The sequence below is a fragment of the Salirhabdus sp. Marseille-P4669 genome, from assembly GCF_900240405.1.
In the GTDB taxonomy this organism is placed as follows: Bacteria; Bacillota; Bacilli; order Bacillales; family Alkalibacillaceae; genus OEQK01.
The window spans coordinates 114155-128169 of sequence record NZ_OEQK01000006.1 but is presented as its reverse complement, the minus strand read 5'-3'; the positions used below and the strand labels follow the sequence as shown (position 1 = coordinate 128169).

The 14015-nt window shown below is 37.8% G+C and carries 14 protein-coding genes; 7 read left to right on the top strand and 7 right to left on the bottom strand.

The features are described from left to right. Positions 1 to 63: 63 nt before the first annotated feature. Positions 64 to 435: a carboxymuconolactone decarboxylase family protein gene (locus tag C1A05_RS12610; protein WP_234998520.1), complete on the top strand. Its 372-nt coding sequence runs from the start codon at positions 64 to 66 to the stop codon at positions 433 to 435. Positions 436 to 1183: 748 nt separating this feature from the next. Here C1A05_RS12610 and C1A05_RS12605 read toward each other — a convergent pair. The 5 genes from C1A05_RS12605 to C1A05_RS12585 form a co-directional block, all read right to left on the bottom strand. Next, positions 1184 to 2143 carry a nuclease-related domain-containing protein gene (locus C1A05_RS12605; RefSeq protein ID WP_234998515.1) on the bottom strand — a complete coding sequence of 320 codons (960 nt, stop codon included), beginning with the start codon at positions 2141 to 2143 and terminating at the stop codon, positions 1184 to 1186. A gap of 2 nt (positions 2144 to 2145) precedes the next feature. Beyond that, complete coding sequence (locus tag C1A05_RS12600) at positions 2146 to 3132, bottom strand: zinc-binding dehydrogenase (protein ID WP_102028594.1); 987 nt, start codon at positions 3130 to 3132, stop codon at positions 2146 to 2148. Next, a complete protein-coding gene (locus C1A05_RS12595; protein WP_102028593.1) occupies positions 3132 to 4085 on the bottom strand; it encodes an ArsA family ATPase in 954 nt (317 codons plus the stop codon). Before C1A05_RS12595 ends, C1A05_RS12600 begins: the two co-directional genes overlap by 1 nt. A gap of 15 nt (positions 4086 to 4100) precedes the next feature. Continuing rightward, positions 4101 to 4367 carry a cory-CC-star protein gene (locus tag C1A05_RS12590; protein ID WP_102028592.1) on the bottom strand — a complete coding sequence of 89 codons (267 nt, stop codon included), beginning with the start codon at positions 4365 to 4367 and terminating at the stop codon, positions 4101 to 4103. 96 nt (positions 4368 to 4463) lie between these two features. After that, positions 4464 to 6209, bottom strand: coding sequence for a carbon starvation CstA family protein (locus tag C1A05_RS12585; RefSeq protein WP_102028591.1), 1746 nt, complete (start codon positions 6207 to 6209; stop codon positions 4464 to 4466). 234 nt (positions 6210 to 6443) lie between these two features. Here C1A05_RS12585 and C1A05_RS12580 point away from each other — a divergent pair, with 234 nt between their 5' ends. After that, a complete protein-coding gene (locus tag C1A05_RS12580; RefSeq protein WP_102028590.1) occupies positions 6444 to 7397 on the top strand; it encodes an alpha/beta hydrolase in 954 nt (317 codons plus the stop codon). A gap of 258 nt (positions 7398 to 7655) precedes the next feature. Beyond that, complete coding sequence (locus tag C1A05_RS12575; RefSeq protein ID WP_102028589.1) at positions 7656 to 9266, top strand: long-chain fatty acid--CoA ligase; 1611 nt, start codon at positions 7656 to 7658, stop codon at positions 9264 to 9266. Between the two features lie 66 nt (positions 9267 to 9332). Here the strand turns inward: C1A05_RS12575 and C1A05_RS12570 are convergent, their stop codons facing one another. Beyond that, entirely contained in the window at positions 9333 to 9941 is a 609-nt protein-coding gene (locus C1A05_RS12570; protein ID WP_102028588.1) for a DUF4352 domain-containing protein, read from the bottom strand. A 153-nt stretch (positions 9942 to 10094) separates the two neighbouring features. On the opposite strand from C1A05_RS12570, the gene C1A05_RS12565 reads away from it, so the two are divergent. From C1A05_RS12565 to C1A05_RS12555, 3 genes are all read left to right on the top strand, one after another. Further along, positions 10095 to 10397 (top strand): iron-sulfur cluster biosynthesis family protein, encoded by a 303-nt coding sequence (locus C1A05_RS12565; protein WP_102028587.1) that lies wholly within the window; start codon positions 10095 to 10097, stop codon positions 10395 to 10397. 72 nt (positions 10398 to 10469) lie between these two features. After that, positions 10470 to 10727, top strand: coding sequence for an alpha/beta-type small acid-soluble spore protein (locus C1A05_RS12560; protein WP_102028586.1), 258 nt, complete (start codon positions 10470 to 10472; stop codon positions 10725 to 10727). Positions 10728 to 10866: 139 nt separating this feature from the next. Continuing rightward, positions 10867 to 11346, top strand: coding sequence for a DUF1189 family protein (locus C1A05_RS12555; RefSeq protein WP_159462069.1), 480 nt, complete (start codon positions 10867 to 10869; stop codon positions 11344 to 11346). A gap of 208 nt (positions 11347 to 11554) precedes the next feature. Here the strand turns inward: C1A05_RS12555 and C1A05_RS12550 are convergent, their stop codons facing one another. Next, a complete protein-coding gene (locus tag C1A05_RS12550) occupies positions 11555 to 12694 on the bottom strand; it encodes a conserved virulence factor C family protein (protein WP_102028584.1) in 1140 nt (379 codons plus the stop codon). A 261-nt stretch (positions 12695 to 12955) separates the two neighbouring features. Between C1A05_RS12550 and C1A05_RS12545 the strand changes: the two genes are divergently transcribed. After that, positions 12956 to 13927 carry an acyltransferase family protein gene (locus C1A05_RS12545; RefSeq protein WP_102028583.1) on the top strand — a complete coding sequence of 324 codons (972 nt, stop codon included), beginning with the start codon at positions 12956 to 12958 and terminating at the stop codon, positions 13925 to 13927. The last annotated feature ends 88 nt before the right edge of the window (positions 13928 to 14015 follow it).

The following is a 14015-nucleotide window of genomic DNA, read 5'->3' as shown; positions in this document are numbered from 1 at the left end:
TTCGCTTTGTTTCAAAATAGGAAACTAATGGTGTCTGAATACATATATCGAGGTGATTTTAGAGTGGAAATAAACGAAAATGAATATGAAAACTATTTTGATCAATCCATTTTAGACTACAAACATGGGAGTGAACGAATAAAGAAACATCTACCGGAAATGACACAGGGCTATTTTGATTTCACAGATGCTTGTTTCAAAGAAGGAGAAATTAGCGCAAAGCAAAAACAGTTAATGGCATTAGCTGTTGCCATTTATGCTCAAGATGAATATTGCATCATGTATCACACAAAAGGAGCTGTGGAGCATGACGCAAGTGAAGAAGAAATTATGGAAACCATTGCAGTGAGTGCTGCACTCGGCGGAGGAGCAGCATTTTCCCAAGGCGTAACCCTTGCAATGGAGACATATGATTATTATCAGATGAAGCATTAAGTTTTGGAGCATGTGCCGGGGGAGGGGGATGCTTGTTTTGGGTTGTGGGGGAGATGAACGAGCGTCATGAGTCTCGTTCGGTAGAAAAAACTGTAATAGCGGTAACTATGAGAGCGTCATGAGTCTCGTTCGATAGCAAAAACCTGTAATAGGGGTAACTATGAGAGCGTCATGAGTCTCGTTCGGTAGAAAAACCTGTAATAGGGGTAACTATGAGAGTGTCATGAGTCTCGTTCGATAGCAAAAACCTGTAATAGGGGTAACTATGAGATCGTCATGAGTCTCGTTCGGTAGAAAAAGCTGTAATAGGGGTAACTATGAGATCGTCATGAGTCTCGTACGGTAGAAAAACCTGTAATAGCGGTAACTATGAGAGCGTCATGAGTCTCGTTCGATAGCAAAAACCTGTAATAGGGGTAACTATGAGATCGTCATGAGTCTCGTACGGTAGAAAAACCTGTAATAGCGGTAACTATGAGAGCGCCATAAGCCCCGCACAAAAGGAAAACCTGTCACAGCGGTAACTATGAAAGCGTCATAAGCCCCGCACAAAAGGAAAACCTGTCACAGCGGTAACTATGAGAGCGTCATAAGCCCCGCACAAAAGGAAAACCTGTCACAGCGGTAACTATGAAAGCATCATAAGCCCCGTACAATAGAAAAAAGCATCTCACCAGTAATTATGAATGCACCACAATCCCACGTCAAAGTTAAAATGACAATCCCGGCAACTTAAATCTACATAAAACTAACAATCTACATAATAAGAATATTTACCCTGTCCTTTACGTATAAAATTTCTTGAAAGTATTCTTCTAATGGTTTTATTTGATGGTATTATATGGCACCACTCATAAATAGTATTTGTAGTTACTTTATGATTTGGAAATAATCGTTTAAAAATATAAACATTTCTAATTACAGCAGTATCAATCAATTCTTTATCTCCGCAAACATCACATACAATATAATCCCGTTTAATGGAAGTAATAAAAGAAGAACAGACTTCACAAGTAATCCCTCTCCCGACCCGCTCATAATCATACTCCGGCACCCGAGCATACGGATTATCAGCTTGATGCAATGAAATTAACTTCTCGGCAAAACTGAGATACTTTTTATTCAATTTAACTGAACTATTTTTCAACTGCTCTAGAAATCGATTGAGTTGAGATGGGAAAATAACAGGTAAATCACGAGGAGCTTGATATAGGGTGAATTCGGGGTTGATGAAAACGACGTATGCTTTTTTAGGTATGTTAATCCTTAGTTCTTGAAATAATTGTCGAAGTAATGATTCACTGCGGGTTAATTGGAGGATGGGGTTTTTCATTTCCTTACCAGATTTTTGGAACCATTTATCTAACTCTACATAGAAGTCTCCTTCATAATTTTTCACTTCGAAAAGATAGATACCATTATGTTGAAGGAGCAAGGTATCAATTTGAAAACGGGTGTTGTTATGTTCCAGTAGTAAATCGTTTATGATTAGCCAGTCATCGGAACGTTTTTCTAGCATATTGGAAAACGCTTGTTCACCTTCATAGCCTTTCTCCATATTAGAAAGGTATTGATTCTCTGCATCCGATAGCTGCATTCGTAAGCTTAATTCTCGAAATAGCTTTAAATCCTCAGATTCTTCAAGCTTTTTTAGAATCATGTCTTCCATTCCTTTCTGAAATAGTGGGGGGCAGAGATCCGCCCCCATTATTAATCCACCTTAAACGCTAGTTTCCCAAAGTTCTTCGAATCCCGAAGATACTCAAATGCTTCCTTATACTCAGATAACGAAAAGCTTCGATCCAACATCGGATGAATTTGATGCTTCTCTACAAAAGCAACCATTTCTTTAAATTCTTCATGGCTGCCTAAGGTAGTGCCGAGTAAGTTATATTGCCCATAGAAAAACTGCCGGATATCAATGTTTACTTGGTCCTCTGTTGTAGCACCAAAGGTTACTACTGTTCCACCTTTACGAATAATGCCTAATGATTTAGTCATTGTTGCACGACCAATGCTTTCAAACAGAATATCAACCGATTCATTTTTCAATTCTTCAGTCCAATCAGATTCGGTTGGAATGGCAACATCTGCACCTAAATCGAGAGCTCGCTTTAATTTATCTTCATGGCGTGATGTAACGATGACTCGTGCACCAACTGCTTTTGCAAATTTAAGGATAAAAGTAAGAACGCCACTACCGATGCCAGGTAGCATAATGGTGTCACCTGGTTTTACTTGACCTCTCGTAAATAGGGCGCGATATGCTGTAAGTCCTGCTAGAGGAAGTACGCCTGCTTCTTCCCAACTCAAAAATGCTGGTTTTTTCTCTAACATATCAGCGGGAACTACGATGTATTCCGCATAGGTGCCGTGATCTGGGTTGCATAAAATTTTAAAGGTTTCCGGTGGGGCATCACTTTTTTCTTTCCAGCCCATGGACGCGCTAATTAACACTTCATCACCAACAGCGAAATCGCTAACTCCTTCGCCAACCTCTTCGATAATCCCAGCACCTTCACAGCCCATAATTAATGGGGACGATTCTTGATGTAGCTTTGTTACAATTAAATCCCGGCGATTCATTCCAGCCGCTTTGACCTTCACTTTTACCATATGAGGTGCCACTGTTGGCTCTTCAAAATCACGGTACGATAATCCCTCCAAACCTGTTCCTTCATGTACAATTGCTTTCATTACGAATGTACCTCCTTTAGTGATTGTTCAATATGATTTGCAAAAATCTCAAGCTTTTCTTGATCAAAAATATCCTCTTCAAATAAAGGAATCCTTAGTAAGGTTTGCTTAGAAAAGGTCTTGTCAATTTGTTGTAAGTAATCTTGTTCCTGAGCGCGTCTTTTTGATAAAAATGCTCCGTCCGCATAATCGGGAAGTACTTTATTTACAATTAGTGTTCTGGTGTGTAAGTGATATTGATCGAGTTGCTTGATTGCTTTTTCCGTTTCTAAAATTGGTAATCGTTCCGGTATTAATACAAAAGTGAATCCTGTTACGGAACCATCTAAAATGATTTCGCGGACAGCTTTAAATTTGTCCTTCCGTTTTTGGAGGACTTCATATATCGGATCTTCGACAGGCTCTCCATCATTAAGGAGTTGAGAGTAATTTGTATTGATTTTTTGCCGACGCTCAATGAGACCGTCAATCCAAACGCTCATAATCTCTGGTAAAGATAGTAACCGAATGGTATGTCCAGTTGGAGCGGTATCAAAAATAATTTTATCAAAGTTGTCTTTTTCTTCTAGAATAATGCTTACAATTCGGTCAAATAAAGCTGCTTCATCAGCTCCTGGTGCGGCGCTTGCCATATCAATTTGCCGGTGCACCTCTTGCACCATCGTGGATTTTACAAGGCCCTTTAAGTTGTCTTTTACTGTGTCAATATACCTCTTTGATTCCTGTACGGGGTCGATTTCAATCCCCCATAAATTTTTAGCTAATTGTTTTTTTTCGTTTTTTAGTTTTTGATGAAAAATATCTCCCAGATTGTGAGCAGGATCTGTAGATATAATTAACGTTTTTTGGCCAGTTCGAGAAAAGGCTAATGCTAATGCTGCGGAAGAGGTAGACTTTCCAACCCCACCTTTACCTCCAACGAAAATTATTTTTTTGTTCTTTAAGGTACTCAAAGTTAATGCCCTCCTTTAACAGCAACGAAAGCCTGTTAGTGGTGATTTTTCCATGCCCATCCGCAAATGCCAATCATGGAATTTTTCTAAAATGTATGGATAAAGCTCTAATGTATAATAAAAAGCCGGGTTTGGAATGCCAAGCATTTCGGAATAGACCAAAAGGAGAAACAGGTCATCTTCGTCCCGTAGCTCCCGAGCAACCTCAGATTTGTGCGGGAGACTAATTACCTGTTCATAGTAATCAAACATTTTCTTCAAGGAACTTTTTATTAGTGCCATCTGTGTCACCTCTTTTATATATTAATGAAGAAAAAGCCGCGTAACAGAACGCGGCCCATTTGTAATTATATGAATATTTTAACAAATGATAATTTACTATGCACTAATATCAATATCATCTTTCGCACGCTTCGATAGCGCAGAGATTGCCGTTAAGATAATCCAAATTGTGAATACGAAGATAATTGCCCCGAAAATAAACAGAAGCATGTTTTGTTCTGCTGGACTATCCGAGAATGGTGCCCAAGCGAAAAATACCTGCTGGAACATGGCCCACATCGTCATGAACATAAGGAAGATCATCGGCACCATCGCCGGCCAATAGTTCCGTCCAAGACGTTTGAGCCAAATGGCAATGAGCAATAAACTGATACCCGCAAGTAACTGGTTAGCTGTACCAAATAGCGGCCAAAGTAGATAGCCACCAGACCCAAAACCTTTTGGCCCTTCAGGTAGAAGTGTTAAAGCAGCACTTGCAACAACTGCAATTGTTGTAGCACCATGAACAGTCGTCATTGGTTTAATTTTGTATTCTTCTCCAAGCTCGGAAATAATGTAGCGCATTAAACGTACAGATGAATCTAAAGTAGTAGCAGCAAAGCTAACTACAATAATAGCGACAATCGTAGATGCAACTTCTGGCGGTATACCAATTCCGGAAGCCAATTGTGCTGCACCTTGAACGAACGTACCTAATCCTGCACCATTTGCAGCAGTAAATCCGCTGTAAACGGCAGAGAAATCTGCTGCTGATGAGAAGAAGGTTACAACGGCAATGATGGAAATTAATGCTAGTACACCTTCCCCAACAGCACCTAAATATCCTACAAAACGTGCATCTGTCTCTTTATCAAGCTGTTTAGATGTTGTACCGGATGAAACGAGTCCGTGGAAACCAGATATAGCTCCACAAGCAATGGTAATAAAGAGTAATGGGAACCACGAAGTATCTGCATTGGAGTTTGTCATTGGAGCGGTAACTTCTGGGTTTGTGAATAGTAAACCAAGATATAAAATAACAAGGCCGACTACTAATTGGTGTGAGTTAATAAAATCTCTCGGCTGTAAAAGCTTCCATACAGGTAAAGTAGAAGCAATATAAACATATACCATTAAAACAATAATCCAAACAAAGAATGCTAGTGAAGTGGCAGACATTCCAAATAATCCAGTTGCGCCTTCACCACCAAAGTATTTTACTAAATCAATTTGCAAGGCTGGTACATAGCTGGATAAAATTGCTGCCCCGTACATAACGGCAAGACCGATCAAAGAAGGAAATAGCATACTTCCTTGACGTTTGTACACACGATAACCAATCCAAATAGCAATTGGAATTTGAATAAATACGGATACAACACTAGCTGGGTTTGTAATAAATAAGTTTGCGATTACCCAAGCAAACACGGCATTTACCATTAACACTAAAATTAAAATAATAAATAAGAACAAAATTTTTGCTCGCTGACCAATTAACTTATTGGCAAGCGTACCAACGGATTGTCCTTTATTCCTTGCAGATAGGACAATTGTACCGAAGTCATGTACCCCAGCGGCAAACACTGTACCTAATACGACCCATAACAATGCTGGTAACCAGCCCCAATAAACCGCTACAGCAGGTCCTAAAATTGGTGCTGCACCTGCGACTGATGTAAAGTGGTGTCCCCAAAGTACATATTTGTTTGTTGGAACGAAGTCCACACCATCTTTGTACTTATGAGCTGGTGTAACGTAATTTGGATCTAATTGATAAATTTTTTCGGCGATAAATTTTGAATAAAAGCGATAACCAAGGAAGAAGATGATTCCACCGAATAGGGCTAAATAAATAGCTTGCATGTTTCAACCTCCTTAATATTGGTTTTTAGAAAGCAAATTGTTGAATCCGCTTTCAAGTGCATTATACTATTTAAACTTGTTTATTATCAACATAAAATTCTGATAAATACAAATTTTCAATAATTTACATGATTTGTAGTATTAGTCTTTGAAAAAACGTATGCCAAAAATAAATACCTTTTACATTTTCTAAGTTTCATAGTACATTATGCTCATAGAAAAGGGGGGAGAGGTATGCGAAAAAAGATTGTCATTATTAGTAGTAGTATTGTTGCAATTCTTGTGGTCGCATTGCTATTGGCAGGTAATTACTTTTATGGAGAGAGTGTCAAAAGGGGTCAGCAAGTAGAACTACACAAAGGTGCGGCAGATGCTAATACTTTAGCAAAAGAAACTAACCCAATTATTCAAGAAGCAGAATCATGGTACGAAGAACAATCTTTTACAACAGTTGAGCTAACTTCCTATGATGGTCTAACGCTAAAAGCAAATTATCTTCAAAATAACAGTTCTAATGGTAATGTTGTTATTTTGGCGCATGGATATAGAGGAAAAAAGGAGGATATGCGTAAGTACGTCAAGTTTTATTATGATTTAGGTTTTGACATTTTACTGCCTGATGCAAGAGGACATGGGGAAAGTGAAGGAGATTATATTGGATATGGATGGCATGACCGTAAAGACTACCAAAAATGGATTGATATGCTAATCAAGGAATATGGAGCTCGTAATATAATATTACACGGGAATTCCATGGGAGCAGCGTTAGTATTAATGACAAGCGGAGAAAAGCTACCTAGTGAAGTGAAAGGTATTATAGCAGATAGTGGCTACACAACTGTTAAGGAAGAGCTCACCTATCAGCTAAAACATTTATACGGATTACCAGCATTTCCTTTAATGGATATTACAAGCTTGATCACAAATGTAAGAGCGGGATACACCTTTGAGGAAGCCTCAAGTGTGAAACAAGTTAAAAAGAATACGAGACCTTTGCTCATTATCCATGGAGATAAGGATGAATTAGTTCCTACAGATATGGCTTATGAAATATATGAAGCAGCCGGTGGAAAGAAGGAGCTTTGGATTGTTCCGGATGCCGGTCATACGAAAGCATATGATGTTGCTACGGAAGAGTTTGAACGACGTGTTCAAGCATTTATTGTGGATGCCATGAAGGAGTCTTAAAATCTGTAAAGGGATACTATTAAAAATGGTATCCCTATAGAAGTATAGTAAAAATTCTAGTAATCTTTTTGTACGAATAGGAAGTCCTCTGCTTAGTAGAAATTTTTATTGTAAATTAGAATGTAAACGCATACAATTATGGTGACAAGTGCTTTATAAAAATTGTTACAATGAACTCTATTCATCCTCAAACCGTACTCTACTAAAATCCACAAGCGCTATCCTTTTTAAAAGTTCATTTGAAAGGGGAAATGTGAAATGATGTCTACACCGTTGACTTTGATACAAAAGCTAGAACGAGCGGAAAGGTTTTTTCCTAGAAAACAGGTCATTTCTAGAACAAGTGAGGGAGTTATTCATCGCCTAACCTATAAGGATATTGGTAAACGTACTCGTGCATTGTCTAGTGCTCTAAAAGAGTTAGGTGTTCAAAAGGGAGATCGAATTGCGACATTAGCTTGGAATCACCACCGTCATTTGGAAGCATATTTTGCAGCACCTTGTATGGGTGCGGTCTTACATATGGCAAACTTTCGCCTATCCCATGAGCACCTTGTTTACATTATCAATCATGCGGAGGATAAGGTGTTATTAATCGATGATAGTATCGTTCCTATTATTGAATCCATTCAAGATCAATTAACTACAGTAAAAGCTTATATTATTATGACAGATCAACACACGCTTCCCTCCACATCACTAAAGCCTGCCTATTCCTATGAAGACTTAGTAATGAAAGGAAATCCCAACTTTGAATACAATGAGGAATTAGATGAGAATGACCCAGCAGCAATGTGTTATACGTCCGCTACAACTGGAAAGCCAAAAGGGGTTATGTATTCCCATCGTGGCCTTGTATTGCATAGCATGGCACTTGGGCTAAGTGACACATTAGGATTAAGTGAATCAGACGTCTTAATGCCAGTTGTCCCAATGTTTCATGTAAATGCATGGGGTTTGCCGTTTGCTTCTACATGGTTCGGTACCACACAGGTTTTACCAGGGCCAATGTTCACACCTCTATTATTAGCAGAACTAATAGAATCTGAAGGTGTTACCATAACTGCTGGTGTGCCAACGATTTGGTTAGGTTTATTAAAAGAGCTTGAACAAAAGGATTATAACACGAATAGTTTAAGGGCAATTGTATGCGGTGGCTCAGCAGCACCTAGGGGACTAATTCAAGCGTTTGAGTCAAAGTTCAACATACCATTCCTTCATGCGTATGGTTTAACGGAGACAACACCAGTGGTTACTTCAGCACGGTTAAAAAGCTACCAAAAGAATCTTCCAGAAGAAGAAAGATTAACTATTCGCTCCAAACAAGGCATTGTGGTCCCAGGTCTTGAAGTGAAAATCATTAACGATACTGGTGAAGTGAAACCAGATGGAGAGGAAATGGGAGAATTACTCGTCCGAGGCCCATGGATTGCAAGTGAATATTACAAGGACGATCGAACAAAGGATGCTTTTAAAGATGGATGGTTCCATACAGGTGATATTGCAACCATTGATGCGGAAGGGAATATAAAGCTTGTTGATCGAACCAAGGATTTAATAAAAAGTGGGGGAGAATGGATTTCCTCAGTGGACTTAGAGAATGCATTAATGGCACATGAAGCAGTTTTTGAAGCAGCGGTTATAGCCATACCCCATCCGAAATGGTTGGAAAGACCACTAGCCTGTGTCGTACTCCATGAGAATAAAAGAGTAGATAAAGAAGAGCTTTTGGATTATTTAAGAGGGCAATTTGCTAAATGGTGGGTCCCGGATGATGTTGTCTTTATGGAGGAATTACCGAAAACATCTGTTGGGAAGTTTTTGAAGCGGAGTTTAAGGGAGCAGCTAAAGGATCATTTGGTGCATTAATGCATTTATAAAATAAAGGAAATAACAAAGACACCAGGGAGATTGTACCTCCACTGGTGTCTAGCCTTATTTATATGGAATTTCCCAAACCGCCTGAGACCCATCCCAGCTTGCCATTGATTCGTAATGTAATTCATATGTTCCTTCTGTAGCGGGAATGTCAAAGAACAGTCTACCACGTGCCTTTTTCCCAGCAGGTAAGTCAGCTGATAACGCTTCTTCATCGCCAGGTAATGCGTTATTTAATTCAAACCCTTCTGGATCATATAACGTAAATTCCATCGAATCAATAAAGTAATTTTCATCTGTTGTATTTTCTACCTCTACATCAATTGCGATTGCATGGTCTTCTTGGAGCGGTTCAAATTGGTTTATACGGCCTTCAAAACGTTCTACACCTGTGATTGTAATGTTGACACCTTCAACAGTTAACGTATCTCCAACTTGTGCTGCTTTTGTGTCTTCTCCTGCATCCTCTTCAGGTTCTTCAGTCTGCTGATTTCCACCATTTTCATTTTCATCTGTAGTTTCTGTACCCTCTTGAGTTTCGTCTGTTGTTTCCTCTGTATTTGTATCGTTATTTTTTTCTGTATCGCTATTTTCTTCGTCCCCACCACCGCATGCACCTAAAATAAACATCATTAGAAACAATGCATATAATACAAGTTTTTTCAACTTCTTCACCCCTTAATGGAATATAATGAAGGTTGTTTTTAGGCTATCCCAATTAAAGAGTTATTATCATTTTTACACTTAAAAATCGTTATGTTTTATTTTTCCCTCCATTAGGGGCATAATGGTAAAGAACGGAATGTTAGGAGGATACATATGAAAGTAAAAATTAACCGTAATGCAGCTAAAAAATTAACCGAAATGCTTAACACGAAAGAAGCGGAAGGAAAGATGATCCGTGTTTATATTACGGACCATCACGGGGATCATGTTCACTACGGCCTGACGTATGATACTGCAAACGAACATGACGAAGTTGTAAAAACCGATAAAGATGTAGATATTCTTTTAGATACTCGTGAAGCTGAATTTTTAGATGGTATTTGGATTCAGTATTTCCATGTTCCAGAAGAAGAATTTGTAATTACAAATCCTCAAAAAGGACACCATCATCATTAATGATTAAATTTCGCACTCATCGTAAATCCTAATCGTAAGGAAGGTATTCCATTACAAGTGAGGGATATGATGATGAGTAGAAGAAATAAGATCTTAGTCCCGGAAGCCCGAAATGCTTTAGACCAACTAAAAGCAAATGTTGCCAATGCGAAAAATCCAAACGACGCAAAGTATGAAATTGCCAAGGAGCAAGGTTTACCACTGAACAAAGGGTATAATGGTAGTATAAAGGCGAAGGATGCGGGGAAAATTGGTGGAGAGCTTGGTGGCAACATGGTAAAAGAAATGATTAAAATGGCTCAACAAAGTCTAAATAATCAACAAAAGTAAGGAAACAATTCCCTCAAGGGTAGTCACTACTCTTGAGGGTTTTTATATTTAAACGTTATGCTTGTCACTTAATACATGAATTTTCACGAGCATCCGTTTATAATGATAAGGATTGGAAACACAAAGGATGATTTTAAAAATGGAGTTTTTTATCGCATTTAAAAATAGTTTGCTCTTACCTAAAAAAAAGGCTGTTTTTCGTTTGAATCGAATTAGTATGCGAAATACATTAGTATACTTGTTTCTGGTGCTTTTTCTAGCACTTAGTCCGAACTTTATCCTTTCTGCACTTTCGAATAAAGAATTGCTGGAGGGGAATGGTTTAGATTTATTTCTTCTTCAATTGATTGTTTTATATCCAATGGTATGTATTTTCTTAGGAATTGTAGTAATCTCCTTGCTTGCAGGTGGGGGTATGCTTCTAAAAGGACTCTTTAAGCGAAAGCTCGCTTATCAACAATTATGGAAAATGTCTGTTTTTGCATTAACGATTCCACTTATCCTTTTCTTTATTATCTCTTTTCTTGAGCTTAGACATTGGATGTTGTATATTGGATTACTTGTTTTATTTTACTTATATATCACGTTCATGATTATGGTTTACCCAAAACGAAAGTGACTTCATATAAAAGCCAAGCTACAAAACAGCATTATTAAGAAATGTTGTATTGATTTCCCTTCTATAATATTTGGTATGGTCTCAAATACACTTTTCGTTAAGCAGGACAGAGTTATGAAAAATTTTTTGGGATCCGTTAAGACAAGCCGAAAACGGAAAATACACGTCCGTTTTCGGCTTGTCTTCTATCTACACCGTTTAACCATCTTTATTCCTTTTTCGTCGCTTGTGTCATTTGATACCAAACAGAGCCTTTTCCTTCTTCTCCACCTTCAATACGTTCAATTGCCATTTTAATTTGCATTTTCACTTCAAACTCCGGGTCGTCTGCTGCTTCCTTTAATGCGGGAAGAGCGGATTCATCACCAATTTCATATAAAAACATAGCAGCACGCCAACGGACGATTTTGCTTGGGTCTTTTAGTGAAGCAATCATTTCCGGCATTGCTTCTTTAAAGCCTAAATCGGATAAGCAATCACCAGCAGTTCTTCGCACCGTTACGACCTTGTCTTTTAGAGCTTTATATAAATAAGGTAATACTTCTTTCTCTTCAATCATTCCTAAGTAAGCAGTTGCTAATCGGCGGATGGACATTTTTTCGTCATCTAATGCTTTTGCTAACAGCGGTAGTTCCTCTAATGTTGGGTCATCCATCCGATCTAAAGCGGCATAGCGGACTTTCCAATCGGGATTATCTAATACCTCAAGCGTGACCTTCTTTGGTTTTACTGCTTGCTCCGTAGTACTTTCATTTGTAGGCTGCAATGCTTTTTCTACTAATTGATTGAGTCGTTCCTGGTCATAGCTAGCTATTAATTCTTCTACAACATCCTGCCCAATTTCATCCATGGAGCCATATCGAATGCTTTGCTCAACCCATTTTCGTTCCATGACAAAATTAGGGGAATATTCGGTTGCTTTCATGACAGCATTCTGGAACATGGCTGGTAGGCCAAAACGTTTCTCTTCATGCCCATCATCTAATTTCACCTGCATTGGAATATTACGATACATTTGTATATAAACCTTAACATCGCCGAAATGTTCTAAAGGTTTATTTTGCTCTGTCACTGCATTTCCATTATTTTCTTCTCCAAAAACAGAACGTGCTTCTGGTAAAATAACTTCCCATGCTACTTTTGGATTTCGTTCTAAGGCAATAAAATCAGCAACATGGTATATATTTTTCACTCCGTTAATGGAGAATAATTTTTGTATATAATCAGGTGCCTTGGATAATTCATCACCTTTATTGAAATTTCTTGTTTCTCCTACTGGTAATTCCTCATCTAAATTCAGTTTCATAGAATTTGGACTTGGAGTTGGTTCAATAGAAACTAACTTCATAATAAATATCCTCCCTTACCTTTCTTACAAATCATAGTAACAAACTTTTTACAACTATTCTATTTTCAATAATTCCTGAAAGCGGCTATGGTTATCCTTCCGTTTCGTTTTCAAAACAGAGAAAAACTAGATGAACCATGTAACTTGTCTGCAATAATGTTAGCAATTCTTAATGTTAAAAACGCCTCATTAGCGGGAATGGAGCTATATAACCTCCCATAAAAAGACTTTGTTTTTCTAATAGTGTATTGAGGTGAAATTATGCAGACAATTGGTAAGCGCGTTTTATATTTTGACAATGCCAAATTTATTTTGATATTCCTAGTCGTGTTTGGGCATAGCATAAGCCCATACATTAGCGACAGCCATCTATTAAATACAATCTACAAATCCGTATATACCTTTCATATGCCAGCTTTTATTTTGATCTCTGGCTATTTTGCGAAAGGGTTTAAGAAAAAAGGTTATCTAAAGAAGCTTGCGAAAAAGCTTTTGATTCCTTATCTCATCTTTCAAATGATTTTTGCTATTTTCTTTTCCCTGCAAGGGGAAGAAAATACCTTTACGTTATTAGAGCCTCATTGGACACTATGGTTTTTGTTAAGCTTATTTAGCTGGCACCTTTTATTATTAGTATTTTCAAAGCTAAGGTATTCTCTATTACTTTCCTTAATAGTAGGTGTTTTTATTGGTATGGTGCCTTTTATTGGTTCTTTTTTAAGCTTATCCAGAACGTTTGTGTTTTTTCCATTTTTCTTACTTGGATGTTTATTAGAAAAGAAGCATTTTGAGAAACTGACACAACTTCATTGTAAACTTATTGGGGCTATTCTTTTTCTAGGTTTGTTTATTAGTTATTATTTCTTTTTTCACGACATCTCCAATTTATGGTTATTTGCGTCTGCTTCCTATGCTGATATTGGAACAATGGAGGAAATAGGGGTGCTGGTAAGATTTTTCCTTTACCTAGTTATGTTCGTGTTAATATTTAGTTTTCTTGCCTTTATTCCAAAGCGAAATTATTCCTTTACGAAGCTTGGCAGCAGGACGTTATATGTTTATTTACTTCACGGAATTACAATTAAAATCATCCAATTAACACCACTAAGTGATTGGATTCTTGAAACAAACTTGTATATCCTATTTGTTTTACAAGCGATCGCACTCACATTGCTATTGTCATCAAAACCAATTTTAAAAGCAACCAAACCGCTAATTGAACCAATTAAATAGAACTATTACGGATTCGTCTAAACAGGCGAATCCTTTTTTATTAGGTATATTATCTCATTGTCTTAAGTGTACTATATGATATAATACA

What these genes read in the sequence shown, in the direction of transcription:
- C1A05_RS12605 (WP_234998515.1), bottom strand. Translation starts at nt 2,143, where the DNA reads ATGGGGGCGGATCTCTGCCCCCCACTATTTCAGAAAGGAATGGAAGAC.
- C1A05_RS12600 (WP_102028594.1), bottom strand. Translation starts at nt 3,132, where the DNA reads ATGAAAGCAATTGTACATGAAGGAACAGGTTTGGAGGGATTATCGTAC.
- C1A05_RS12590 (WP_102028592.1), bottom strand. Translation starts at nt 4,367, where the DNA reads ATGGCACTAATAAAAAGTTCCTTGAAGAAAATGTTTGATTACTATGAA.
- C1A05_RS12585 (WP_102028591.1), bottom strand. Translation starts at nt 6,209, where the DNA reads ATGCAAGCTATTTATTTAGCCCTATTCGGTGGAATCATCTTCTTCCTT.
- C1A05_RS12580 (WP_102028590.1), top strand. Translation starts at nt 6,444, where the DNA reads ATGCGAAAAAAGATTGTCATTATTAGTAGTAGTATTGTTGCAATTCTT.
- C1A05_RS12575 (WP_102028589.1), top strand. Translation starts at nt 7,656, where the DNA reads ATGATGTCTACACCGTTGACTTTGATACAAAAGCTAGAACGAGCGGAA.
- C1A05_RS12565 (WP_102028587.1), top strand. Translation starts at nt 10,095, where the DNA reads ATGAAAGTAAAAATTAACCGTAATGCAGCTAAAAAATTAACCGAAATG.
- C1A05_RS12560 (WP_102028586.1), top strand. Translation starts at nt 10,470, where the DNA reads ATGAGTAGAAGAAATAAGATCTTAGTCCCGGAAGCCCGAAATGCTTTA.
- C1A05_RS12555 (WP_159462069.1), top strand. Translation starts at nt 10,867, where the DNA reads ATGGAGTTTTTTATCGCATTTAAAAATAGTTTGCTCTTACCTAAAAAA.
- C1A05_RS12550 (WP_102028584.1), bottom strand. Translation starts at nt 12,694, where the DNA reads ATGAAGTTAGTTTCTATTGAACCAACTCCAAGTCCAAATTCTATGAAA.
- C1A05_RS12545 (WP_102028583.1), top strand. Translation starts at nt 12,956, where the DNA reads ATGCAGACAATTGGTAAGCGCGTTTTATATTTTGACAATGCCAAATTT.